This is a genomic window from Micromonospora sp. NPDC049523, from assembly GCF_040676775.1.
In the GTDB taxonomy this organism is placed as follows: Bacteria; Actinomycetota; Actinomycetes; order Mycobacteriales; family Micromonosporaceae; genus Micromonospora_G.
Map to the genome: position 1 here is coordinate 67,321 of NZ_JBFAPP010000009.1, position 21,669 is coordinate 88,989.

Genomic DNA, 21,669 nt, shown 5'->3' on the forward strand with positions numbered 1-21,669 from the left:
TGGACGACGTACGGGTGCAGGCGGGCAACGCGGAGGTGAACATCGAGCGGATCCGGCAACCACAGACGAGCCGAAACGGCAAAATGCGACGAAAGACCCGGAGCAGCACACGCTCGGACACCACACGAGCCATCCCGCCCCAGCGGTCGTCAGCGGGAGCCACCGGAGCCCGCAGCGCGACGACCGGAAGGCAGCCGGACCGGCCCTCAGGATCGACAGCTACCCGGCAGCGGCCACCGATGGAAGCAGAGATGCGACAGCGGCGCCGTACTCCACGGGAGACCGACGCCCTGTCGATATCGATTCCGGCTGTGATTGTCGGTTGCATTCGGTCGGGACACCCGACCGGTCGGACGGTTCAGGCGAACCGGTCAGGCGAGGAGGCGCACCTTCTCCGCCTGCGGCCCCTTCTGGCCCTGGGCGATTTCGAACTCCACCCGCTGCCCGTCGTCGAGCGCCTTGTAGCCATCCATCTCGATCGCGGAGAAATGGACGAATACGTCCTGCCCGCCGTCGACCGCAATGAAGCCGTAGCCCTTTTCGCTGTTGAACCACTTGACGGTGCCCTGTGCCACGGTGCACTTCCTCACTTCGATCGTGCTGGGTCAAACACCCCCGGTGCCGACGTACGCCGGCCGGAGCCACCGACTCGGGACCCATATCGATCCCCGAATTCGGCAACCGAAATCGCACGCTACACGAGGTCCGACCGCAGTGCACTACCCCAAAAGGGACAGCACGCGCGACGCGTACCGCGACTGGCGGCGATTGTGCTGACATCGTCCGACGTCTTTACGTCGTACAATTGATCATGTATCTCGCGAAGTGCGACGCGACCGTGATCGGCAATCCGGTTGCCCGCCGGGGTCGGTCGAGGGTAGGCATGCCCCATGACCAGCCTGCCTGCGTCCGCCGCGACCGCCCCACCGGAGGCGTCCGCCACCGCCCGCACACCGGCCACGGACGTCCCGGCCGGTAGCGGCACCGGGGGCTCCGACCACGGTGGTGGCGTCGACGACCGCCCGCGGGTCCGGCGGATCCGACCCACCGACACCGCCCGCATGCGCGCACTGCGGCTGGAGATGCTCGCCGACGCGCCGCTCGCCTTCCTGGAGACCGTCGCCGAGGCCGCCGCCCGCCCACACGCCGAGTACGCGAGCCGGGTACGCCAGAACGCCTTCGGAAGCCAGATCGCCGCGTTTGTCGCCGACCCCCCGTCGGGCCACCCCGACGGCCGGCTCCTCGGACACGCGGGCGGGCACGCCGTACCCGCCGAGCCGGGGCTCACCGTGATCTTCGCCGTCTACCTCACCCCGGCACGACGGGGCACCGGCCTGCTCACCGACCTGATCGAGGCGGTGGCGGCCTGGTCGCGGGCATCCGGGCGACCGGAGCTGATGCTGGAGGTGGTGGTGGGCAACGACCGGGCGATCCGCGCCTACCAGCGGCTCGGCTTCGTCGACACCGGCGTCCGGCTGCCACACCCCCGCATACCGACCCTGACCGAGCTACAGATGCGCCGCCGCGCCTGAACCGACCGGGGCCGCGGTGCGGGAAAGGGCCCCTGGAGCGATTTCCAAGGGCCCTTCCTCGCGCTCAGACGTGGCGGCGGGACTGGACCACGCGGAAGCGGCCGGCGACGTACGCGCCGTCGGTCAACGCGGCGTTCGCCGCCGGGTTGGCACCGCTGGCGTGGAAGTCGGAGAAGGCCGCGGACTGGTTGACGAACACGCCGCCGGTGAGGTTGCAGGACAGGTGCACCCCGGCGTCCAGTGCCGCCGACTCGGCCGCGTCGAGCACCTTGTCGTCGGTGGCGTAGACCGCCGCCGTCAGCGCGCCGCGTTCCCCCACGGTCTTCCGCAGGATCTCCAGGCTGTGCGCGGTGGAGTCGGTCGCGATCGCGAACGAGATAGGCCCGAACCACTCCCGGCCGTAGGTCGACACGGCGTCCGCGCCGAGCCGCACGATCGTCGGCGTACGCACAACCGCCTCGGAGTACGTAGGGTGCTCGACCGTACGCGAGGCCAGCACGACCTCGCCGACGCCCGCCACCTCGTCCAACCGGGCCAGTACACCCTGGTTGACGATCGCCCCGGTGAACTCCACCGCGCGGGCCGGATCGCCGGTGAGCTTCCCGACCGCACCGGCAATGCCGGCGGTGACCTCGTCGAAGCTCTTGTGCCCCTGGTCGGTCTCGATGCCGGCGGCCGGGATCAGGATGTTCTGCGGCGTGGTGCACATCTGTCCGCTGTAGAGGGTCAGCGAGAAGCCGATGTTGCGGCACATGCCGGCGAAGTCGCCGGTGGAGTCGACCACGATGGTGTTGACGCCGGCCTTCTCCGTGTAGACCGCGGCCTGGCGGGCGTTGTCCTCCAGCCAGTCGCCGTACTCGGTCGAGCCGGTGAAGTCGATGATCCGGACCTCCGGGCGCAACGCCAGCGTGGTGGCCAGCTTCTCGCCCGGTTCCTCGGCCGCAAGCAGCACCAGGTTGGGGTCGAACCCCGCCTCGGCAAGCACCTCGCGGGCGTACCGGACGGTGATCGCCAGCGGCAGCACCGCGCCCGGGTGCGGCTTGACCACGACCGGGTTGCCGGTGACCAGCGACGCGAACAGGCCGGGGTACGAGTTCCAGGTCGGGAACGTGTTGCAGCCGATCACCAGTGCCACGCCCCGGGGCACCACGTGGAAGGTCTTCACCATCCGCAGCGGCTCGCCCTTGCCCGCCGGCTTCTCCCACTCGGCGCTGCCCGGATGCCGGGTCATCTCCGCATACGCGTACGCGATCGCCTCCAGCGCCCGGTCCAGGGCGTGCGCCCCGCCGGCCTGGAACGCCATCACGAACGCCTGCCCACTGGTCGCGTGTACGGCGTTGGCCAGTTCGAAGATGTGCCGGTGCAGCCGGGCCAGGATCTCCAGGCAGACACCGGCCCGGGTCTGCGGCCCGGCGTCGCGCCAGCCGGGCAGGGCCGCGACGGCGGCTCCGACCAGCGCGTCGGCGGTCCCGTGCGGGTAGCGCACACCCAGGTCGATCCCGAAGGGGCTGACCTCGGTGGCCACCCGGCCCGCGGTGCCGGGCTGGTCGAGCGGGAAGTCGGCGTCCAGGTAGGCGCGGAAGGCCGCCTCGCCCTCGGCGGCGGCGGTCTCGCCGTACACCCGGGGGCTGGGCGACTCGGGGAAGGCCGACCAGTACCCACGTTCGGTGATCGCGGTCAGCGCCCGGGCGAGGGTGTCGGCGTGCGTGGCGTAGAGGGGATGCGGGGTCTCCGTCATCCCGTCATCATGCACCAGCGCACCCGACACCCCCTCGCTGTGCCCTCCGCCGTGTCCGGCGGCCGGTCAGAGGGTGAGCTGCCAGTTGTTCCAGGCGTCGACGGGTCGGAAGCCGATGGCCTCGTTGATGGAGATCATGTAGTCGTTGACGCCGGCGTTCCAGGTGTCGATGATCCGCACGGCAGGTTGGTGCGACATGACGTACCGCAGGTTTTCGATCTTGGCGATGGTGCCGAGCCGGTGGCCTCGGTGGTCCGGGTCGACGATCGTGATCTGCTGGTACGCGTGCCAGTCGGGCGTCGCGCCGACGTCGATCATCGTCCAGGCGACCACCCTGCCGGAGGCGTCGTGGCGCAGCGCGCTGCTGTACCCCTGCCGGCCGCGTACGACCAGGAGCTCGTCGACCTTGCGGATCCGTTCCCGGTCGGGCTTCACGGCCTCCCATTCCAGGTCACCCATTGGCGCGTCCTGGACCAGCCGGCCGTCGAGATAGGCGATGTCGTCGAGGTACTCGTCGGGCGTCGGACCGATCCACCGGACCAGCGAGTACCCGTCGGCCCGGAGCCAGGACGCGGCCAGCAGCTCGTCCAGGTGCGCCTGGTCCAGCGTGTCGAGGTCCAGCCGTCGCCGGATGTCGACCAGGGCGTTCTTCGCCCCGAACGAGGTGGCGAACTCCCGGCCGGGCTCGACCCGGGCCGGCTCACCGGGCAGCGGCCCCTGGGACATCCCGTTCACCCGCGTACGTCCCAGTTCCCGCACCGTACGCGCCGCGTACTCGTACAGCGCCCGGCCGATGCCCTGGCGCCGGTAGTCCGGCAGCACCTCGATGTCCAGCGAGGCCTTCTCGGTGTTCTCCAGCTGGGGCAGTTCGATGCTCAGGTATCCGACCGCCCGGCCGTCGAGGTGAGCCAGGGCGAACCGCATCTCCTCACCGGGCATCGGATGGCGGAGCTGACCGAAGAAGCGTTGGCGACAGAGCGGCGGGAAATCCGGCACGTCGGCGGCGACGATCGCGGACCTGAGCGCGTACGCCTGCTCGACCGCGAGGTCGTCGGCGACGTCGAGTGGCGTGACGGTGAGGGCTGTGGGGGTGGCGGCGGTGTCCATGTCCCCGAGGGTGCCCGGCCCCAGCGACGAGCGCGACCGAATTAGGCCGGGGGTGTTGGTCGGGAGGACGATCGCACAACGCCTCCGGCGCTGGGTCGTAAGAACTTCAAAAGTCTACGGCGATACGCCCTCCCGCACGGAGCATTTTGCGTCGCCCGGTTCGTGCCGTCAAGCCCTCGCCGGGGTATTTTGCTAACGGGCGGCAAATCGGCAGCTACCCACCGCATCCGACACATCCGCCGATCAGCCTAGTTGTCCCGGTCCGATCGGCTGACGGCAAGCTCCGTCGAGCGGGCCGCCATCAGCCGTCGGACCAGCGGGTTCAGCCCAGCAGACCGGCCTCGCGGGCGGCCTTCAACGACGGCTTCACCCGGTACGTCGGCCCCACCAGCGACGCCACCGCGTCGATCGTCTTGAGTCCCTCGCCGGTGTTGTAGACGACGGTCTCGGCGGCCGGGTCGAGCCGCCCACTCGCCACCAACTTGCGCAGGCAGGCGACCGTCACCCCGCCCGCTGTCTCGGCGAACACCCCGGTGGTACGCGCCAACAGCCGGATCGCGTCGCGGATCTCGTCGTCGTCGGCGTACTCCATCCAGCCGCCGGTACGCCGCACCGCCTCCAGCGCGTACAGCCCGGCGGCGGGGTCGCCGATGTTGAGCGACTTGGCGATGCCGGTCGGCTTGACCGGCACGATGGTGTCGGTGTTGTCGTGCAGGGCGGTCGCGATCGGGTTGCAGCCGGCCGACTGGGCGCCGAACACCTTCCAGCCGTTGGCCGGCGCCTCGACCAGCCCGATCTCGACCAGCTCGCTGAACGCCTTGTCGATCTTGGTCAGCAGTTCGCCGCTGGCCATCGGGATGACCACCTGCTCGGGGATGCGCCAGCCGAGCTGCTCGGCGACCTCGTACCCCAGGGTCTTGGAACCCTCGGCGTAGTACGGCCGCACGTTCACGTTGACGAACGCGGTGTCCTCGAACTCGTCGGTCTCCACCAGCTCGCCGCAGAGCCGGTTCACGTCGTCGTACGAGCCGTCGATGGCCACCAGGTCGCCGCCGTAGACCGCGGTGGTGATGATCTTCCCCTGCTCCAGGTCGGCGGGGATGAACACGATCGACGGGACTCCGGCGCGGGCCGCGTGCGCGGCGACGGAGTTGGCCAGGTTGCCGGTGGAGGCGCAGGCGAACCGGTTGAAGCCCAGGCCACGCGCGGCGGTCAGCGCCACCGAGACCACCCGGTCCTTGAACGAGTGGGTGGGGTTCGCGCTGTCGTCCTTGACCCAGAGCGGCGCCGTGATGCCCAGCTCGGCGGCGAGGTGCGGGGCGGCGACCAGCGGGGTCAGGCCGGGGTCGAGGGTGACCCGGCTTGCCGGGTCCTGGCCGGCGGGGAGCAGTGCGGCGTACCGCCAGATGTTCTGCGGCCCGGCCTCGATGTCCGCCCGGGTGACCTTCGCCAGTGCATCCTGGTCGTAGGCGACCTCGAGCGGGCCGAAACACTCGTAACAGGCATGCTGCGCAATCAGCGGATACTGCGCACCGCAGCCCCTGCAGACCAACGCGCGCGCCGGGTTGGGCGGGGTTTCGCCGCTGGTGGGAGTCTGGGTTTCGCCAAGGATCGCAGTCATGCGATGCCGTCCTCTCATCTTTCCCAACGCCGCGCGGTGCGGCGGGGACGGACTTGGCACCTGCCACGACCTGCTCGTCATCGAGCCGGTGGGTGGTTGCCGGGGCTTCATCGGGCCGTATCCCTCTGCCCCTCTGGATGAGGTATTCAGTTGTACGCCTGATCCTACGGGTGAAGCCCGCCCCAGCCCAGCACCCCGCCACCCCTGTGACCCACACCCCACCCCGAGTACGGGCGGTTTGCGAGTTTTGTCACCAGAGCCTGGCGGGCCGGCGACGCCGGTCAGCTGACCACGTCCTTGCGGGTGAAGCGCCAGAAGGCGAGGCTCCAGAAGATGGTGGCGTAGCTGATCGCCGAGATGCAGCCGCGTACGAGATCGTCGGTCTGGATCGGGGTGGAGAGCAGGCCCAGCCAGGCGGTGCTGTAGTGGGTCGGTAGGAAGTCGCGGACCACGCCGAGCGCCTGGATCTGGTCCAGGATGCTGGAGAGGATCCAGAGCAGCACCGCGCCACCGACCGCGCCCAGGGCGGCGTCCGTGGAAACCGAGAGCAGGAACGCCAGCCCGGCCACCACCAGCAGCGCCACCGCCAGATATCCGAGTACGCCGAGCAGCCGGAGCAGGCCCTCACCGGCGGGGATCTGCGCGGCGACGGTGCTCTGCAACGGTTCCCAGCCGTAGCGGAGGATGCCGGCGACCAACGCGGTGCCGGCGAGCAGCAGCAGGGCCAGTGCCGAGTACGCCAGCGCGACGACCAGCTTCACCGCCAGCAGCCTCGACCGGGGCACCGGCACCGCCAGCAGGTAACGCAGGCTGCCCCAGCTCGCCTCGCTGGCCACCGTGTCGCCGCAGAACAGCGCCACCACGACGACCAGCAGGAACGACGACGACACGAAGATGCAGAACAGGGCGAAGTTGAGCCCGCCGGAGGTGGCCAGGTCGATCAGGCTGGCGAACTCGTTGTTGCCGTTGTCGTCGTCCCCGCCCGAGTTGAACTGGAACGCGATCAGCACGATGAGCGGCAGCAGGACCATCGCCGCCAGGGTCAACTGCGTACGTCGCCGGGCGAACTGGCGGCGCCACTCGGTTGCCACCGACAGGGTCGCGCCCGGCCGGTAGCCGGTTGCCGCACCGGCGCTTTCGACGGTCACCTGATCCGTGCCGGCCATGTCAGCGGTCCCCGCTTCCCCGTGAGTTGTCTCCGACCAGGGCGAGGAACGCGTCCTCCAGTCGGCGGCGTGGCATCACCCGGTCGACTCCCACCCCGGCCCGGACCAGTTCGGCGACCACCTCGCTGCGGGCGGTCCCGTTCACGTCCACCACCAGCGTCCCGTCACCGTTCGACAGCACTTCCACCCCGTCGAGCCGATCGAGTACGGCGCGTGCGGCGGCCGGGTCGCTGACGTCGAACTGCACGCTTGGCGACTCGCCCACGATCTCCTCGACCGGCCCGGCGGCGACGATGGTGCCCTTGTTGACCACCACCGCGTGGGTGCAGGACTGCTCCACCTCGGCCAGCAGGTGACTGGAGACCAGCACCGCCCGGCCACCGGTGGCGTACCGGCGCAGCACCCGGCGCATCTCGGCGATCTGCGGCGGGTCGAGCCCGTCGGTCGGTTCGTCCAGCACCAGCAGCTCGGGCAGGCCGAGCATGGCCTGCGCGATGGCCAGCCGCTGCCGCATCCCGTGGCTGTACGTCTTGATCCTGCGGTGCACCGAGTCACCGAGGCCGGCGATCTCCAGCGCCTCCTCGAAGTGGGCGTCGGCGAGCGGCCGCCCGGTCGCCCGCCAGTACGACCGCAGGTTCTCCAGCCCACTGAGGTGTGGCAGGAAGCCGGGCCCCTCGACCAGCGAACCGATCCGGGAGAGCACCGGCGACCCGGGAACCAGCCGGTGCCCGAAGACGAAGATCTTTCCGGCGGTCGGCTGGGTCAGCCCCATCAGCACCCGCAGGGTGGTGGTCTTGCCGGCACCGTTCGGCCCGAGCAGGCCGACCACCTGCCCCCTGTGCACCTCGAAGTCGACCCGGGAGACGGCGACGAAGCCGTCCGCGTACTCCTTGCGCAGTTCGCGGATGACCAGCGGGATGTCGGCGTACTCCGCGGTCACCGAGGTGTCGTGGCGGCGGTGCCGGCGGCGGACGACCAGCAGGACCACGACGAGCCCGACCGCGATCGCGGCGAGCAGGGCGGCCAGCGCCCAGCGCCAGAGCGCTCCGGTGGTGGGGATCGGCTCGCCGGTCAACGTGGGCAGGGTGATCTGGTCGTCGCCGAGCGCGACCGAGTAGACGGTCGGTTCGACCGGGGTGGCGTAGCCCTGGTCGGAGGTTGCTACCACCAGAGCCAACCGGTGTCCGGCCTCGACCCGGTGCACGATCGCCGGCAGCGTCACCCGGGTGGGCGCGGCCATCACCGGGTCGGTCGGAAGGCCGGTCAGCCGGACCGGGGCGATCTGGCCGCTGGGCAGGTCGGCGGTCCCGTCCGGGCCGATGTCGTAGAGCTTGGCGAACAGCACCGCCTCACCGGTCGGTGACGCGGCCCGGATCGACACCGTCGGCGCGCCGACCACGTCGACCGGCTCGCCGAGCGGTTCGGTGACGAACCGGGCGTGCTGGCCGGGCAGGTCCCCGGCCACCCCGCCGACCACGCTCGACAGCACACCGGCGAACGGCAGGGTCGAGATCGCGGCCGGGTTGCCGTTCGGCGGGTTCGCCACCTGCTGTGGTGGGCCACCCACGGTGACCGTGCGGGTGCCGCCGCCGGCCGCCGTGTCGGTGCCGGTGAGGCCGGGGTAGTCGGCGGTCCGGAAGCCGGTGGCGACCAGGCCCCGGTCCAGCGCGTCGAAGCCGGCGAGCCGGGACCAGGTGAAGCCGGTGCCGGGGTTGGCGGCGTCGCCGCGTACGTAGTGGTCGAGCCACTGCACGGTGAGGAACTTGGTCCGGTCCTGGTCGGTCTGCGGGCCGGCACCGCCGTCGTGCCCACCGGTGAACCAGGCCACGCGTACGGGGGTTCCGGCGGCGGCGATGCCTCGGGCGTTGGCGTCGGCCTCGCTGAGCGGGAAGAGCGTGTCGGCCTCGCCCTGGATCAGCAGTGTCGGCGCCTTGATCCGGTCGAGTACGCCGGCCGGGCTGGACCGGCGCAGCAGGGCGACCGCCTGTTCGCTGGCCCGCCCGGTGGTGGCGATCTCCAGGTAGGCGGCGCAGACGTCGGCGGCGAACCGGCCGCAGCCCGGATTGGTCAGCCCGACCCCGGGACCGGCGCCCGGACCGGTCGACCCGTCTCCGGGCCCGGCGCCCGGACTGATGGCCCCGACACCCGGGGCGATGCCGCCGCTGCCGAACAGGACTCCGGCCCAGCCCTTCTTGAACACTCCGTCCAGGGGGGATCCGCCGCTCGACTCGGGCAGGAAGGACGTGGCCAGGTCGTGCCAGGTGATCATCGGCACGATCGCGTCCACCCGCGGGTCGTCGGCGGCGAGCAGCAGCGCCAGGCCGCCGCCGTACGAACCTCCGACGACGCCTATCCTCGGGTCACCGGGCGTGTCCTTACTGATGTCCGGTCGGGCGGCGAGCCAGTCGACCAGCCGGGAGGCGTCCTTCACCTCGAAGTCGGGGCTGTCCAGGTGGATCTCCCCGCCGCTGCGCCCGAACCCCCGCGCGGTGTACGCCAGCACCGCGTACCCGTGTTCGGCCAGTTCCTCGGCGTCGGCGCGGACCGATTCCTTGGTCCCACCGAAGCCGTGCGGCAACAGGACCGCCGGCACCGGATCTCCGGAGGTGGCCCCGTCCGGCAGGTAGAGCGTGGTGTCGAGGTCGACCGGCTGGTTCCCGTCGGGTCCGGAACGGACGGTGATCATCTGGTCCTCGGTACGGAAGGAAACGCCCTCGGGCCAGACCGCCCAGCCGACCAGGGTCGCGAGCAGCGCTATGACCAGGGCGGACGCTACGAGCCGGCGTCGGCCCAGCCGGCTCGCCCGCGACCGGACATGGTGGAGGGCACGGCGGAGCCGGGACGGCAGCGCGGAAGGCATGGGCACACCGTACGGGCCGGAACCTGTGCTGTGCCTGAGATCCGCCGTACGTCCGTCCGGTCAACCCGATCGGTGATCAAAATGCATCGTACGAACATCCCAAGGCCGAGCACGGGAGGACAAATTCGGACTATGTGAATTCCGATCTACTGGGACATTAAACTCAATCGATACATGTCGCTCGACAATAAGCACGCAGAGTCACGAATATGAGTACCCGCGACCACAGGTCCGCAACTGACGTGAAACTGACTGTTCGTGATGGACGGACAGAGTCGGGCGTTCAGTTAGTTTTCCGCTCCGGTGGGCGGGACCCCGGCGGCCTCGGCGCCCACCCCCGGACCTTGGCCGTCGCCGGAGGAGATACACGATGACAGTTCCCGCGCAGCGGCCCCGACGATGGCCGAACGCGCCCGGTAACGCACTGCGCCTGTTCCTCGTGGTGATCTTGTTGGTGCCGGTTGCCGTGCTTTTCGTTCAGTTGCAGCGATCGGTCGACGCCGATCAGGACCTGACCATCCGGGAACAACACGGAGTCGAGTATCTGCGCTCGCTCGCCGACGTGACGGTGGCCCTCACCGAAGCCCAGTCGGCGACCGTGGCCGGCCGCCCGGTGCTGCGCGAAGCCCTGGCCACGGCGGTGGAACGGACCACCGCCGTCGACACCCGGCTCGGCGCCGAACTGCGCACCCGCGAACGGTGGGCCGGCGTACGGGCCAAGGTCGAGGCTCTGCCGGATCGCGGCGGGACCAGCCCCGAGGCCGCGTACACCGTCTACCGTGAGGCCGCCGACCTGCTGCTGGCCCTCTACGCCAAGGTACGGGAGAGCTCCGGACTGATGCGCGACCCCGAGGCCGACTCGTACTACCTGCAGGACGCCGCCGGTGAGGAACTACCCACCGCGATGGTCGCCGCCGGTCGGCTCGCCGACCTCGCGGTGATCGGAGCGGCCCGACGGTCGACCGAACGTCTGAGCACGGTCGCCGAGCTGACCGCCGCCCGCACCTCGCTGCTCGACCCGGCCGCCGACCTGATCGAGTCCCTGCAGTCCGCGGTGGAAAGCACCGACAGCCCCAACCTGGGCGGCAACCTGCTCAACCAGCTCGACAGCTACCAGCGCGCGACCGAGGCGCTCAGCGCGGCGGCGGCACTGACCGACGGCACCTCCCAGACCGATCTGACCCAGATCGCCGGGGCCCGGGTGACCGCCCACGCCGCCGCCGAGCAACTCTCCTCGATCATCCTCACCGAACTCTCCGCCCTGATCGACGACCGCAACAACCGGTTGGCCCGCGACCAGCAGGTCACCTACGGCGCCGCCGCGCTGGCCCTGCTGCTCATGGTCGGCCTGGCCACGGCGATCGTGCTCAGCGGCCGTCGCCGCCGCACCGCACCGGCCGCACCGGGTACGCCGGACGGCCCGCCGGTCGAGCCGCTCGACGCCGAACCGGGACGCTGGGACGCGCTGGTCGAATGGTCCGCGTCCGGACCGGCCGGCGCGGCGGGTGCGCAACCGCCCGGTCGCCCGGTCGCCACGGCCGGTGCGGGTTCCGACGGTCCCGGCGGTTGGGGGCGTTCCGATGCTGCTCGGTAGGCTCCGGATCCGGGCCAAGCTCGCGCTGCTGGTCATCACCCCGCTACTCACCATGGTCGGACTGGCCGTGCCGGTGGTGGTCGAACGAGTGAGCCAGGCCAGCCGCGCCGCCGACACCGCAGAGGCGGTACGCACCGCCGGCCGAGTCGGCTCGCTGGTGCAGGAGTTGCAGCAGGAACGGCTGCTGTCCATCGGCTACCTGCTCGGCCACGCCACCCGGTCCACGCTGATCCAGCAGTCCGCCACGGTCAGCGACGAGATCGCCGACCTGCGCGCCGACCTCGGTGACAAGCTGACCGACCGGGTTTCGACCGCGATCGCCGGAGTGCAGCAACTGGCCGAGCTGCGCAGCGCGGTGCTGAGCCGCCGAGCCACCCCGGAGCAGGTGCTCGGCAAGTTCGGGCCGGTCAACGTGGCGCTGATCGAATCCCTGCACCTCACCGACGGGGTGGACACCGCCACGCCGCAGGGCCGCCAGGTGGTCGCACTCGACGCGGTGCTCCGTACGGACGAGGGGATCAGCGCCGGCGCGTCGATCATCGTGCTGGTGGTCGCCAGCAAGAACCAGGCCGCGATCACCGCGTACGTCAGCAACATGGCCGCGCTGACGGTCAACACGACCCGGTTCAGCGCCTTCGCCACCCCGGAGCAGAACGCGCTCTACCGCCTGGTCGAGGACGCGGTGGCGAACCGTACCAGCAGCGAGTTCCTCACCCGGTTCGTCCAGGACCCCGAGGGCACGATCGCCGGGTTCAGCATGCAACGGCTCTTCCCCGCCGTCGCCTCCCTGATCACCCTCGGGCAGTTCGTGGAGAAGCGGATCGTCACCGACGTCATCCGCCAGGTGACGGCGGAACAGCGGGCGGCGCTGACCACGGCGTATTGGGTCGGCGGGCTGGTCCTGCTCACCCTGCTGGTGGTGGTGCTGCTCAGCCTGGCGGTGGCCCGTACGGTCGCCCGGCCGCTGATCCGGCTCACCCAGTCCGCCGACCGGGTCGCCCGGGTCGCCGAGGGTGAACTGGTCCGGATCGCCGACGACGAGTCCGAGTCGGCCACGCCGATCCGGCTCGACCCGGTCGACATCCGGGCCCGGGACGAGATCGGCGACCTCGCCCGCGCCTTCGACCGGGTGCAGGGTACGGCGGCCCGCCTGGTGGAACGGCAGGCGGCGAGCCGGCGCAACGTGGCACAGATGTTCGGTCACGTCGGCCGGCGTACGCAGAACCTGGTCGGCCGGCAGATCGCGCTGATCGACCGGTTGGAGCACCAGGAGACCGACCCGACCCGCCTGCAGCACCTCTACCGGCTCGACCACGTCTCCAGCCGGCTGCGCCGCAGCGCCAGCAGCCTGGTCGTCCTCTCCGGCTCGGCCGGCGCCGACGGGCACGTGGCGCCGATGCCGCTCGGCGACGTCGTCCGGCTCGCCCTCGGTGAGATCGAGGACTACACCCGGGTCGACGTCCAGGTACGGGTCGACATGGGCGTGGCACCGGCGGTCATCGGTGACCTCGTACTCACCCTGGCCGAGTTGATGGAGAACGCCACCGCCTTCTCCCCGCCGCACACCCGCGTGACGGTCACCGGCGAGGTGGTCGAGGGCGGGGTGAAGCTCACCCTGGTCGACCACGGCATCGGCATGACCAGCGAGCGGTTGGCCGAGGAGAACGCCCGGTTGACCCGCCGGGAACGGCTCGACCTGGCCCCGACCGAGGTACTCGGACTCTTCGTGGTGGGCCGGTTGGCCCGCCGGCACGGCTGGGAGGTGACCCTGTCGGCGACCTCCGGCGGCGGCGTGACCGTCGAGATCGAGATCGCCGACCGGCTCCTGGTGAACCGCCGTACCGAACCGTCGGCGGTCGCGGTGGCCCGGGCCACCGTGCCGACGACATCGCTGACCTGGGCGGAGGTCGTGCAGAACGCGAATCCAGCCCCGGCCGGAACGTTGCCGACCCGCAAACCGGCGCCGATCGGACCGGTCGCCGACCCGATCCGGGCGCTGGTCAGCACGGCGCTGGCCCCGCCGGCCCAGGCAGAACCGGTCCAGCCCGCACCGGTGCACGCACAGCCGATCCAGAGCGAGCCGGTCCAGAGCGAACCGGGCCAGCCCGCACCGCCGCAGCACACCCCGCCGCAGGTCGCACCGGCACAGCTCACGCCGGTCGGGCCGAGCGGCCTCGAAGCGCCGGTCGGGCCGAGCGGCCTCGAAGTGCCGGTCGGCGCGGACACCGCCGAGGCCGCCGGCAGCGGCGTCGGGGACCGTACCGATGCGGGGGTGACTCCGGTCGGCAGTGTGGTGGAGCCGGTGTTCGACGCGGCGCTGTTGGACCGGGCCAGCCGGTCGCTGGCGGCAGGCGTGCCGTGGAACGCGTTCGCCGGGGCACCGGTCGACGCCTCGACCGCTCCGCCCGGGCCGGGCGACACCCGGGAGTCGACCTCGGCCGACGACGCCGGAGCCGCCAAGGCGCTCGGACTGCGCCAGCGGGTACCGGGCGCCCAGTTGCCCGCCAACAACGGACCCGGCGCGGCCGGGCGGGGACCGGGTCGCAACAGCGGCCCCCAGCCGGCCGACCCCTCCGTGGTCCGCGCCCTGATCGAGGAGTTCGAAGCCGGCGTACGACGGGCGCAGCGCCAGCAGCCGGGAACCGCCTCCCCGCTCGGGGAACCGGAGGGGGCGACCCGGGGCTTGGCACCGGAGGTGGCCTCGGTGGCCGCGGGACCGGTGCAGCTCACCCGGCGGGTACCGGGCCGCAACCTGGAGCCGACCGGACCGGCACCACGTTGGGACCGGCATCGGTCCGGCAGCCGCCCCGACGACCCGGACGAGGTCCGGAACCTCGTCACCCAGTTCGAGGCCGGGGTGGCCCGTGCCCTGAGCGAAGTCCGTACCGACCACCGTCACGAAGAGGAAACACCACGATGACCAGCCCCTTCATCCGCGACAGCATCGATCGCGAGCAGTCCGGTACGGCCACTGGAGAACTCAGCCAGGAAGCCCGGACCTTCAACTGGCTGCTGGACTCGTTCACCACCAACACGGCCGGGGTGGTCGAGGCGATCGCGGTCTCGTCCGACGGACTGCTGATGGCGATGTCAGCGATCAAGGACCGGTCCAACGCGGAGCGACTCGCAGCGGTCGTCTCCGGCATGACCAGCCTCGCCGGGGGCGCGGCCAACTGGTATTCACTCGGCGGACTGAATCGGGTGATCGTGGACATGACCGATGGTTATCTGCTGGTCAGTTCGATCAGCAGTGGCTCCGTACTCGGCGTCGTCGCCGACCGCTCAGCAAACCTGGGCACGGTCGCGTACGAGATGACGCTCTTCGCGGGCCGGGCGGGAAGTGCGCTCACGCCTCGGCTCATCGTCGAGTTGAAGAACTCCGTACAGTCGTGACCCGGCCCGCGGCCGGCGCGGGGAGAGAGCCCGAGCCGGCCATCCGGATCCGCCCCTATCTGCATGCGGCGGCGTCGACACCCGGCGAACCTGGTCCGGAGCTCGACGGCGACGCCTCCAACGCGGAGTTGGGGCTCGGCGGCCCGGTGCCACAGGGGCTGCGGCCGTTTGTCCTGACCGCCGGCCGGGTGGACAGCGTCGACCCGGCGATCTGCCTGGAGACGCAGGTCACGGCCCGGCCGGACGGGCCGTCCTGGACCAGTCCGCCGCTGGGTCGACTCGCACCGGAGCTACAGGACATCGTCACGCTCTGCGCCGAACCGATGTCGGTGGCCGAGATCTCCGCTCGCCTGCGGTTGCATCTCGGCGTAACCAAGATTCTGGTCGGTGACCTCCGGGCCACCGGTCACCTCGATGTGCACACCTACGACATCGAGGATGCCCACGACCCCGACCTCATTCTGCGAGTGATCGATGGACTTCGTGCGATCTCCTGAGTGGCCGGCCACCCCGACGGCCGCCGGCTCCCCCGTCAACAGTGCGCCGAGTCGGTACGGCGGACCGGCCAGCCACGGCGGCCCGGGTGGCAACGCCATCCCGGCCGGGTACGCCGGGCCGTCCGCGCCCGCCGCCCGGCACGCCCGGCCGAGCGCCGGTATCGACTACGGCGAGCCGATGGGGGCTGGCGGAGCCGCACCGGGTCGTCCGAAGTCCGCGCCGATCCCGGTGAAGATCCTCATCGCCGGTGGTTTCGGCGTCGGGAAGACCACCACGGTCGGTGCCATCTCGGAGATCGCACCGCTGACCACCGAGGCGGAGATGACCACCGCCGGGATCGGCGTCGACGACCCCGGCACCCGTTCGGAGAAGACCACGACGACCGTGGCGATGGACTTCGGCTGCGTCACGATCGACCGCAGCCTGAAGCTCTACCTCTTCGGCACTCCCGGTCAGTCCCGGTTCGGTTTCATGTGGGACGACCTGGCACGGGGTGCGCTTGGGGCGCTGGTTGTCGTCGACAGCGCCCGGCTGGATGACTGCTACCCTGCGATCGACTTCTTCGAGCGCGCGAGACTGCCTTTTGTCGTCGCGGTGAACGCGTTCGACGGACAACTCGCCCACGACCTGGACTCGATCCGGTGGGCGTTGGCGATCGGCGAACATGTGCCGCTGGTGCGGTTCGACGCCCGGGACCGGTTATCGGTACGCGACGCCCTGCTGGTCGTCCTGGACCGTGCGCTGGACCGGGCGATCCGGGAGCGGGAGTCGTAGCCCGTGACCACGGCACGACGGTCGGGAAAGGTGGCGTGATGCGAGGCGAGTTGGACGACGCGCTGGCCCGGATGGCCCGGCGGGAGGAGTTGCTGCGACGGCGCTCCGCCACGCCTACGGAGGGTGACCGCTCTCCGGTCGACGCCCCCCGCCCGGCGGTCGAAAGCAACCACCCACCGGTCGAGGGCACCCGTTACCCGGTCGGGGGCACCCGCTACCAGGCCGAGCCCACCCGGTCCCCGAACGCCGGTCTGCGCCCGCCGGCCGAGACCATCCGCTCGTCCACGGAGAGCATTCGGTCCGCGGCCGAGGTCGTCCGGCCGCCCGTGCCGGCGCAGCGGACGCCGGTCGACGACGTGGCCGATGCGGTCCGGCAGGTGGTCGCCCACCATCCGGGCCTCACGGTCCGCCTGTCGATGGAGCAGGGTACGTCGCACGCTGCCATCCGGGTCGGTTGGTCGGAGGGGAGGGTGACGGTCATTCCCGCCGACGAACCGGCGGCACCCGCACCCGTACCTGCTCCGGCCCCGCCCACCTGGCCGCTGCCGGTGCAGCCGATGCCGAACTGGGCGGCGGCAGCGCCCGGCGAGTCGTCGGTCGACTCGGCCGCCCGGCTGGCCGAGCTGATCCGGCGAGACCCGTCCCTGCTCGGCGGCCCCGACGAGCAGTGACGCGGCCGGCCCGCGCGCTGCGGTGTGGGCGAGCCGGGTAGACGGTTCCGGGGTGCCCCCGGCGGCTACGCTCGGCCGGTGGCCGAGCCCGATCTCATTCTCACCGCGAACCTGCGATCGGCGACCCTGGACGCCCGCCGGGGCATCGTCCGGCTGCATCCGACCGTACTGACCGCGCTGGGGCTGCATCCCGGTGACCCCGTACGGCTGACCGGGCGGCGGAGCACCGCCGGCATCGTGGCCCGTGCGGACGCGGGCACCGGCCGGGACCTGCTGCATGCCGACGATCTCCTGCTCGGCAACCTGGGTGTGCGCGCCGGTGACCCGGTGACGGTCGCACCGGCGCCGGTGGTCGCCGCCCGCCGGGTGGTCCTGGCCGGACCGCCGGAGGTCACCGCGGTCGTACGGGCGGAGCTGCTCCGGCTCGCCCTGCTCGGCAAGCTGGTCACCGTCGGCGACGACGTGTCGCTGCTGCCCCGCGACGTACTGCCGGACGAGGGGGTACGGGCGCTGCTCGACGCCGCCCGGCGGAGCCTGGCCAACACCATGGGGTACGCCTGGACCAGCACCCTGGTCACCGTCGCCGCCGCCGAGCCCTCGTCCGCCGCCCTGGTCACCATGGACACCGTCGTCGGCTGGTCGGACGACCTCCCGAGGAGTACGGCCCCGCGCCCGACCGGCACCACCGCGCCGGGTACGGATCCCAGCCGGGACCGGGTGCCGCGCCCGGACCGGAACACCGCCGCCCCGCTCGGCAACAGCGTCCCGCCCACCACCGCCGAGCCGGTGGTGGAGCCGGAGCCGACGCCGAGCCTGGCCGACCTGCCGGGCGTACGGGCCCAGGCGCAGGCGCTCAGCGAACTGCTCGACCTCGGCTTCCATCACGGTGAGGTGCTGGGGCGGCTCGGCACCACCGTCTCGCTCGGCGTACTGATCACCGGTGCGGCCGGTTCCGGCAAGTCCGCGCTGGTGCGGGCCGTGGCCGGCACGGTGGGAGCGAGGGTGGAGGCGGTCTGGGCACCCGAGCTTGCGGCACTGACCAACGACGCCGCCGCCCGCCGGCTGGACGAGGTCACCACCTCGGTACGCGCCAACGGCCCGGCCGTGCTCCTGGTCACGGATGTCGAGGCGCTCGCCCCGTACGACCAGCCGGGTCCGCTGGCCACCGTGTTCCGGCAGTTGCTCGGCGAGACGATCCGGGCCGGTGCCGCCGTGGTCTGCACGACCAGCCGACCGGAGGCGGTCGACCCGTCGCTGCGCGCCCCGGATCTGCTGTCGCTGGAACTGGCGGTTCCGCTGCCGGACACCGCCCTGCGGCGCGAGCAGTTGACCGTACTCACCCGGCAGATGCCGCTCGCCGAGGACGTACGGCTGGACGAGGTCGCTGCCCGTACGCCCGGATTTGTCGCCGCCGACCTGGCCGCGCTGGCCCGCGAGGCCGGGGTCCGGGCGGCGCTGCGCCAACGCACGGACGCCTCGCCGGTGGTGGCGATGGTCGACTTCATCGCCGCGCTGGAGGTGGTCCGCCCGACCTCGATGTCGTCGTCGACGCTGCGGCTGGCGACGGTGACCCTGGACGACGTCGGTGACATGGCGGAGGTGAAGGAGACGCTGACCGAGTCGGTGCTGTGGCCGCTCACCTACCCGGACACGTTCGCCCGGCTCGGTGTGCAACCGCCGCGCGGGGTGCTGCTCTACGGGCCGCCCGGCTGCGGCAAGACGTTCCTGGTCACCGCGCTCGCCGGCTCGGGGCGGGCGAACGTGCTGTCGGTCAAGGGCGCCGAACTGCTCTCCAAGTGGGTCGGCGAGAGCGAACGCGCCGTACGCGAACTGTTCCGCCGGGCCCGCGACGCCGCACCGACCCTGATCTTCCTGGACGAGGTGGACGCGCTCGCACCGACCCGTGGACAGGCCACCGACGGCGGCACCACGGACCGGGTGGTCGCCGCCCTGCTCACCGAACTCGACGGGGTGGAGACCCTGCGGAACGTGATAGTGGTCGGGGCGACGAACCGGCCCGACCTGGTCGATCCGGCGCTGCTGCGTCCGGGCCGGCTGGAGCGGCTGGTCTACGTACCGCCGCCGGACGCCGATGGCCGGGCCGACATCCTGCGCGCGGTGGCGAAGCCGGTGCCGCTCGCGCCGGACGTGGACCTGGTGTCGGTGGCGGAGTCGCTGGACGGGTTCTCGGCTGCCGACTGTGCGGCGCTGATCCGGGAGGCCGCGCTGGTCGCGATGCGGGAGTCACTGTCCGCGGCCACGGTCACCGCCGCGCACGTCGCCGCCGCCCGCAAACGGGTACGCCCGTCGCTCGACCCCGTACAGGTCGCCTGGCTCGCCGCGTACGCGGAGCAGCACACTCCCGGGTGACCCACGATATTGTCAGTTGTTTTTCGTAATCCCGATGCGCAGGAATGGTCCTTCGATGCCTTCGAAGGGCAATTAGCGCTACCCGCTTTAAGAGGGCTTTAAGAAACTTTCGGGTACGGGTCGAAAGCGCCTAACATACGGCGGCCGTGGCCGTCCGGTCAGCTTGTCGTGCCTTGCTTGTTGGGGAGTAATCCGTGTCATACAGCTCGTTCCGCGAACCCGACGCAAGTCCTCCGCCACGTCCCGGCCTCCTGGGGCGGCTCGCCGGTAACAGGCTGGGCATGGTCGCCGGTGTGACCGCCAGCGCGGTCGCTGTCGTGATCGTCGTCGCGGCCGCAGCCGTGTACCTGGGTGGCGACCCGGCCGCCGAGCCCGATCCGGCGAACGCCGCCAACGCCCTCGCGTACGCCTCGCCGTCGACCGGGGAGACGAACGGTCAGCCGGCCGGGCAGACCGAGGCGCTCGGCTCGGTGCCGTCGGCCACCCCAGCGGCGTCGGCGGCCGGCGGGGCGTCGCCGTCGGCAGCGGCCGGGGCGTCGGGGCCACAGGCCGTGACCAGGCCGAAGAACACCGCGCCCGGTTGGCTCCCGGTTGACGACGCGGCGTGGAAGGCACAGGTCAACGCGTACAACGCGCTGAAGATCGACCCCGTTCCGGCCGGCGTGGGCAATCTCCCGGAGTTCCGCGCGGACTGCCAGTACAGCCACCGGCTGCCGGACGACCCGATCGTCGCGCCCGGCCTTCCGGGCGCCTCGCACATGCACTCGTTCGTCGGCAACAAGGCCGTCGACGCGGACACCGTGGCCGAGGACCTGATGAAGTTCACGGCCACCTCCTGCAAGCCGGTCCAGGACCACTCCGCGTACTGGGTGCCGACGCTCTACGACAACGCGACCGGCCAGCCGGTCGAAACCACGGGTTTCCGGGTCTACTACCGCGCGCAGACGAAGAACCCGGCCGGTCAGCTACCGATGCCGAACGGCCTGCGCATGGTCAGTGGCGACGCCAAGAAGAGGACGCCGACGCCGCGCGGCGCGACCGGCCAGTTCTACTGCGCCTTCTACGGCCCCGGCGACCTCGACGGCATCGCCCGCAGCACCAACGGCAACTGGCCCATCTGCGGCGGGGACGCCACGCTGCACTTCATGATGCAGTTCCCGGGTTGCTGGGACGGCAAGCACCTGGACAGCCCCAACCACAAGGACCACGTGGCGTACCCCTCCGGCGACGCCTGCCCGTCGAGTCACCCGGTGAAGATCCCGGCGATCACCTTCGACATCCAGTACGGAGCGAAGGGCACCCCCGCGGGCTACTATCTCTCCTCCGACAAGGACGGCAAGAGCGCCTCCTCGATGCACGGTGACGCGTTTGTCATGTGGGACACCACCACCATGAACAAGCGCACCAAGAACTGCGTTTTCCAGCGCAGGACCTGCGACAACTACGGGTACCAGAAGTAACGCCGACGCGACTCCCGCCGGCTCATGGCAGAACAGCGCCGTGAGCCGGCGGGTGCGTTCGCGGCCGGTGCCGGTCGCTCAGGCGCGGGCGGCCAGCTCCTTCAGGATGGCCTTGGCCGCCGCCTCGCCGGACGCGGGGTTCTGACCGGTGACCAGGTTGCCGTCGACCACCACGTACGACCCCCAGGCCGGACCGGACGAGAACTCGGCGCCGCCCCCACGGAGCCGCTCCTCCAACAGCCAGAGGGCGTTGGCGGCGAGACCGGTCTGGGTCTCCTCCTCGTCGGTGAACGCGGTGAGTTTGCGTCCCTTGAACAGCCAGCTGCCGTCCGGGTTGCCGGCGGAGAAGAAGCTCGCCTGGCCGTGGCAGAGCCCGGCGACCACCTTGCTCTGGTCGGGCAGCAGGGTGGCCAGCACCCGGGCGACGTCGGGGTTCACCGCCAGGTCCTGCATGGGGCCGTGACCACCGGGGATGAGTACACCGTCGAAGTCGGCGGGGTCGATGTCCTCCAGCCGGGCGGGCTTTTCCAGCAGGTGGGCTACCCGCTCCAGGTACGCCCTGAACTCGGCCACCTTCTCGACGTCGCCCCCGTTCGTCTCCGGCACCAGGCTGAATTCGTCGGCGACGGGAACCAGTCCGCCGGGGGTGGCGATGGTGACGTTCACTCCGGCCTCGGTGAGCAGGCGGTGCGGCACCACGAACTCCTCGCCCCAGAAGCCGGTGGGGCGTTGACCCCCGTCCCGCAGGCTCCAGGTGCGGGCCGAGGTCAGGATCATAAGAATCGATGACATGTTTACTCCCTGGGTGACGCGGCCCCACAACGGGCCGCGATCGGTGCCGGGCGCGCCACGAACCGCGCCACTGCAACGACCGTACCACCTTCG

The 21,669-nt window shown here is 71.2% G+C and carries 16 protein-coding genes and 1 riboswitch; of the genes, 9 read left to right on the forward strand and 7 right to left on the reverse strand.

All coding sequences use genetic code 11. The features are described 5' to 3' along the window. Positions 1 to 371: 371 nt before the first annotated feature. Positions 372 to 575, reverse strand: coding sequence for a cold-shock protein (locus AB0J90_RS15940; protein WP_121157415.1), 204 nt, complete (start codon positions 573 to 575; stop codon positions 372 to 374). A gap of 315 nt (positions 576 to 890) precedes the next feature. Between AB0J90_RS15940 and AB0J90_RS15945 the strand changes: the two genes are divergently transcribed. Then, positions 891 to 1,532: a GNAT family N-acetyltransferase gene (locus tag AB0J90_RS15945; RefSeq protein WP_363596378.1), complete on the forward strand. Its 642-nt coding sequence runs from the start codon at positions 891 to 893 to the stop codon at positions 1,530 to 1,532. A gap of 64 nt (positions 1,533 to 1,596) precedes the next feature. Here the strand turns inward: AB0J90_RS15945 and paaN are convergent, their stop codons facing one another. The 5 genes from paaN to AB0J90_RS15970 all read right to left on the reverse strand — a co-directional run bounded on the left by paaN (position 1,597) and on the right by AB0J90_RS15970 (position 10,024). After that, on the reverse strand, positions 1,597 to 3,270 hold the full coding sequence (gene paaN, locus AB0J90_RS15950) for a phenylacetic acid degradation protein PaaN (RefSeq protein WP_363596380.1): 1,674 nt from the start codon (positions 3,268 to 3,270) through the stop codon (positions 1,597 to 1,599). Positions 3,271 to 3,336: 66 nt separating this feature from the next. Continuing rightward, positions 3,337 to 4,377, reverse strand: coding sequence for a GNAT family N-acetyltransferase (locus tag AB0J90_RS15955; protein ID WP_363596382.1), 1,041 nt, complete (start codon positions 4,375 to 4,377; stop codon positions 3,337 to 3,339). A gap of 322 nt (positions 4,378 to 4,699) precedes the next feature. Continuing rightward, positions 4,700 to 5,998, reverse strand: coding sequence for a threonine synthase (gene thrC, locus AB0J90_RS15960; RefSeq protein WP_363596384.1), 1,299 nt, complete (start codon positions 5,996 to 5,998; stop codon positions 4,700 to 4,702). A gap of 11 nt (positions 5,999 to 6,009) precedes the next feature. Continuing rightward, positions 6,010 to 6,142, reverse strand: a riboswitch (SAM riboswitch). 137 nt (positions 6,143 to 6,279) lie between these two features. Beyond that, complete coding sequence (locus AB0J90_RS15965; protein WP_363596386.1) at positions 6,280 to 7,164, reverse strand: ABC transporter permease subunit; 885 nt, start codon at positions 7,162 to 7,164, stop codon at positions 6,280 to 6,282. A gap of 1 nt (position 7,165) precedes the next feature. After that, positions 7,166 to 10,024 (reverse strand): alpha/beta fold hydrolase, encoded by a 2,859-nt coding sequence (locus AB0J90_RS15970; RefSeq protein WP_363596388.1) that lies wholly within the window; start codon positions 10,022 to 10,024, stop codon positions 7,166 to 7,168. Positions 10,025 to 10,394: 370 nt separating this feature from the next. On the opposite strand from AB0J90_RS15970, the gene AB0J90_RS15975 reads away from it, so the two are divergent. The 8 genes from AB0J90_RS15975 to AB0J90_RS16010 all read left to right on the forward strand — a co-directional run bounded on the left by AB0J90_RS15975 (position 10,395) and on the right by AB0J90_RS16010 (position 20,784). Continuing rightward, the gene (locus tag AB0J90_RS15975) at positions 10,395 to 11,618 is read left to right on the forward strand and encodes a hypothetical protein (protein WP_363596390.1); all 1,224 of its coding nucleotides are present in this window, start codon (positions 10,395 to 10,397) and stop codon (positions 11,616 to 11,618) included. Then, positions 11,605 to 14,538 carry a nitrate- and nitrite sensing domain-containing protein gene (locus AB0J90_RS15980; protein ID WP_363596392.1) on the forward strand — a complete coding sequence of 978 codons (2,934 nt, stop codon included), beginning with the start codon at positions 11,605 to 11,607 and terminating at the stop codon, positions 14,536 to 14,538. Before AB0J90_RS15975 ends, AB0J90_RS15980 begins: the two co-directional genes overlap by 14 nt. Continuing rightward, a complete protein-coding gene (locus AB0J90_RS15985; RefSeq protein WP_363596394.1) occupies positions 14,535 to 15,011 on the forward strand; it encodes a roadblock/LC7 domain-containing protein in 477 nt (158 codons plus the stop codon). Before AB0J90_RS15980 ends, AB0J90_RS15985 begins: the two co-directional genes overlap by 4 nt. Next, the gene (locus tag AB0J90_RS15990; RefSeq protein ID WP_363596396.1) at positions 15,008 to 15,508 is read left to right on the forward strand and encodes a DUF742 domain-containing protein; all 501 of its coding nucleotides are present in this window, start codon (positions 15,008 to 15,010) and stop codon (positions 15,506 to 15,508) included. Before AB0J90_RS15985 ends, AB0J90_RS15990 begins: the two co-directional genes overlap by 4 nt. A 178-nt stretch (positions 15,509 to 15,686) precedes the next feature. Continuing rightward, complete coding sequence (locus AB0J90_RS15995) at positions 15,687 to 16,283, forward strand: ATP/GTP-binding protein (RefSeq protein WP_326563112.1); 597 nt, start codon at positions 15,687 to 15,689, stop codon at positions 16,281 to 16,283. Positions 16,284 to 16,321: 38 nt separating this feature from the next. Then, positions 16,322 to 16,954 (forward strand): hypothetical protein, encoded by a 633-nt coding sequence (locus tag AB0J90_RS16000; protein ID WP_363596398.1) that lies wholly within the window; start codon positions 16,322 to 16,324, stop codon positions 16,952 to 16,954. A gap of 78 nt (positions 16,955 to 17,032) precedes the next feature. Then, positions 17,033 to 19,324 carry an AAA family ATPase gene (locus AB0J90_RS16005; RefSeq protein WP_363596400.1) on the forward strand — a complete coding sequence of 764 codons (2,292 nt, stop codon included), beginning with the start codon at positions 17,033 to 17,035 and terminating at the stop codon, positions 19,322 to 19,324. Positions 19,325 to 19,518: 194 nt separating this feature from the next. Beyond that, the gene (locus AB0J90_RS16010) at positions 19,519 to 20,784 is read left to right on the forward strand and encodes a DUF1996 domain-containing protein (protein WP_363596402.1); all 1,266 of its coding nucleotides are present in this window, start codon (positions 19,519 to 19,521) and stop codon (positions 20,782 to 20,784) included. A 78-nt stretch (positions 20,785 to 20,862) separates the two neighbouring features. Here AB0J90_RS16010 and AB0J90_RS16015 read toward each other — a convergent pair whose 3' ends face one another. After that, complete coding sequence (locus AB0J90_RS16015) at positions 20,863 to 21,576, reverse strand: type 1 glutamine amidotransferase domain-containing protein (protein WP_363596404.1); 714 nt, start codon at positions 21,574 to 21,576, stop codon at positions 20,863 to 20,865. Positions 21,577 to 21,669 lie beyond the last annotated feature (93 nt).

What these genes read in the sequence shown, in the direction of transcription:
- AB0J90_RS15985 (WP_363596394.1), top strand. Translation starts at nt 14,535, where the DNA reads ATGACCAGCCCCTTCATCCGCGACAGCATCGATCGCGAGCAGTCCGGT.
- AB0J90_RS16015 (WP_363596404.1), bottom strand. Translation starts at nt 21,576, where the DNA reads ATGTCATCGATTCTTATGATCCTGACCTCGGCCCGCACCTGGAGCCTG.
- AB0J90_RS15970 (WP_363596388.1), bottom strand. Translation starts at nt 10,024, where the DNA reads ATGCCTTCCGCGCTGCCGTCCCGGCTCCGCCGTGCCCTCCACCATGTC.
- AB0J90_RS15980 (WP_363596392.1), top strand. Translation starts at nt 11,605, where the DNA reads ATGCTGCTCGGTAGGCTCCGGATCCGGGCCAAGCTCGCGCTGCTGGTC.
- AB0J90_RS15995 (WP_326563112.1), top strand. Translation starts at nt 15,687, where the DNA reads ATGGGGGCTGGCGGAGCCGCACCGGGTCGTCCGAAGTCCGCGCCGATC.
- AB0J90_RS15955 (WP_363596382.1), bottom strand. Translation starts at nt 4,377, where the DNA reads ATGGACACCGCCGCCACCCCCACAGCCCTCACCGTCACGCCACTCGAC.
- thrC (WP_363596384.1), bottom strand. Translation starts at nt 5,998, where the DNA reads ATGACTGCGATCCTTGGCGAAACCCAGACTCCCACCAGCGGCGAAACC.
- AB0J90_RS15975 (WP_363596390.1), top strand. Translation starts at nt 10,395, where the DNA reads ATGACAGTTCCCGCGCAGCGGCCCCGACGATGGCCGAACGCGCCCGGT.
- AB0J90_RS16000 (WP_363596398.1), top strand. Translation starts at nt 16,322, where the DNA reads ATGCGAGGCGAGTTGGACGACGCGCTGGCCCGGATGGCCCGGCGGGAG.
- paaN (WP_363596380.1), bottom strand. Translation starts at nt 3,270, where the DNA reads ATGACGGAGACCCCGCATCCCCTCTACGCCACGCACGCCGACACCCTC.
- AB0J90_RS15945 (WP_363596378.1), top strand. Translation starts at nt 891, where the DNA reads ATGACCAGCCTGCCTGCGTCCGCCGCGACCGCCCCACCGGAGGCGTCC.
- AB0J90_RS15965 (WP_363596386.1), bottom strand. Translation starts at nt 7,164, where the DNA reads ATGGCCGGCACGGATCAGGTGACCGTCGAAAGCGCCGGTGCGGCAACC.